Here is a 2,291-nt window from a genome sequence, read left to right on the forward strand (position 1 = left end):
CATCAGCACCTGCCCGCTCATGCCGGCGATCAGCTCCGTAAACTTGCCGTGGATGGCCGCATTGACCTTCACGGACTGGCTCACCGGGTCCACCCGTGCGGCCAGGCGCTGGACCTTGGCGGGATAGGTCTTGCCGGTTTCGTCGATGCGCACCTGGAATTCCGTGCCCTGGTGCAGCCAGGTCAGCCAGCGCGAGGGCACGAGAAACTCCAGCTCCAGCGCCGAGTCATCGATGATGTCCAGCAGCGCCTGACCGGGCTGCGCATATTGCTGCTCGCGGATTTTCTGCTCGGCGATGCGGCCCGCATAGGGCGCTGTGATCTGGCACTTGCCCAGCAGGGTCCGGCTGCCTGCGACCTCGGCGCGGTTTTTCTGCCACTCGGCCTGGGAGGTGTCCAGCTCCACCTTGCCCACGGAGTTCAGCTCGGCCAGCCGCTGGTTGGCACGCCAGGTTTTCTCGCTGGCGTCCAGTCCGGCCTGTGCCTTGTTCAGCTGCGCCTGCTGCAGGCTGCAGTCGAACTGCACCAGCAGCTGGCCCTGGCGGAAGGCAGCGCCCTCTGCCACGGGCAGGCGCTGCACCTTGGCGCCGATTTCCGCGGCCAGCGTGGCATAGCGGCGCGGTGCGAGCTGGGCACGGATTTCGCGCTGGTCCAGCACGCCGGGCAGTGGCGCGCCGGCCTTGGCGGCCGCCGGGGCCGGCTGGGCATGGACGGCCATGGGCAGGCACAGGATCAGGCCTTGGGCGAGCCAGAGCGCCAGGTGAGACGGAAAGCGCGTCATTGGAGCTGTCCTGCTTCCCAGCTTTGCAGCGATTTGGCCACGGCCTGGGTCAGCTCCGGCAGCGGCATGCTGTCCGAGCCCTCGATCACGGGCTCCATGCCCAGGGTCGCTTGGAGGCGCGAGCCGGCGGCCTGCATATTGGACAGGGCCTGATAGCGGCGCAGCACGGACAGGATGGTGGCCGTCTGCTGCGAGACGCGCTCCAGCGGATTGAGCTTGTCGGCCTGAACCTGGTTGCCGACCTGCTCGGAGATGCGCTGGTCCACATCGGCAATGCTTTGTGCGCGCTCATATTGGTGCACGGCATTGGCAAACTGCAGGCGCGCCACGTGCAGCTGGGTCAGCACCGCCATCTGGGTGGCCAGGCGGCGCTGGTCGGCCAGCTTGACGCCGGCGTCCGCCAGCTGGCGCTGGGCCGGCAGCGACAGCAGGCCCAGCAGATTGAAGGAGATCTGCAGCCCGGCTTCCTGCCAGCGGTCGTTGATCAGATAGCTGTCGGTGCTCTTGTTGAGGCCGTAGTTGAAGGACAGGCCCGGGAACATGCGCAGCATGACGCGCTTGGTCTCTTCATTGGCGATGCGCGCGTTGTACAGGCTCTCGCGCAGGTCGGGGTTGAGCAGCAGGGCCCGGTCTTCCAGCTTGTCCACGGGCTGGTCCAGCCAGCGCTGGGCATTGGGCGTCGCAGGCTCCACCACGCGCAGGGGCAGAGCGAGTGCGCTCGGGGGCAGGCCCATGAGCGAGGCCAGCTCGATGCGTGCGGAGGACAGCTCCTGCTGCACGGCCTCGAGCAGGCGTATGTTCTCCAGCAGCTGGCGTTGATAGCGCAGCGGCTCCAGCGGAGAGCGCAGCTTCTCGGCCTCGACCTTGCGCGAGTCGTCCAGCGCCTTGTCGGCGTCCCGAGAGGCCGTCTTGAGCGAGGATTCCAGCGCCTGGGCGGCCGCCACGCGCCAGTAGGCAATGCGCACGTCCTGAATCAGCGTGTGTATGGCCTTGCGGCGGCGCTCGGCGGCAATCTGGACACGGTCCGCATGCTGGCGGGCGGCATAGTAGCTCTGGCCGAAGTCCAGCAGGCTCCAGGAAAAGCTCAGCGAGCTCAGCGTCGACTCCCGGTCCGAAGAAATATACGGATGGGCCAGGGAGGGGGCGCCGGTGACGGAGTCCGTGCTGCGGCTGATCAGGTCCTTGTCCCGGTAGCGGTAGCCGGCCGAGGCCACCAGCTTGGGCAGCATGTCGAACTTGGCGACATCGGCCGTGCCCTGCGCCACGGCTTCTTCCATGCCGCGCAGGCGCTGGGCGGCGTTGTACTTGATGGCGCGGGCGATGGCCTCCTCGAGGCTGACTGCCCCCGTGAGCGGTGCGCTTTCCTGGCTCAGGCTCTGCCGGTCGGCCTGAACCTGCGACTGGATCTCTTCGTTGGAAAGTGCCTGGCTGGTGAGGTTGGCGCAGCCGGTGAGCCAGATGGCCGACCCCAGCAAGGCCGTCAGCTGGACGCGGCCACGAAAATTTTTCTC

General features: G+C 67.4%; 2 protein-coding genes. Both read right to left on the minus strand.

Annotated features, from left to right (window positions below):
- Nucleotides 1–780: efflux RND transporter periplasmic adaptor subunit (locus tag AB6724_RS21705; RefSeq protein WP_439329914.1), on the minus strand; the 780-nt coding region annotated here is incomplete at its 3' end.
- Nucleotides 777–2,291 (minus strand): TolC family protein (locus AB6724_RS21710; RefSeq protein ID WP_369340610.1); only part of this gene is annotated, 1,515 nt, incomplete at its 5' end. The genes AB6724_RS21705 and AB6724_RS21710, both read right to left, overlap by 4 nt.

The sequence above is a fragment of the Comamonas guangdongensis genome, assembly GCF_041079535.1.
GTDB classification, from domain to species: Bacteria; Pseudomonadota; Gammaproteobacteria; order Burkholderiales; family Burkholderiaceae_C; genus Comamonas; species Comamonas guangdongensis.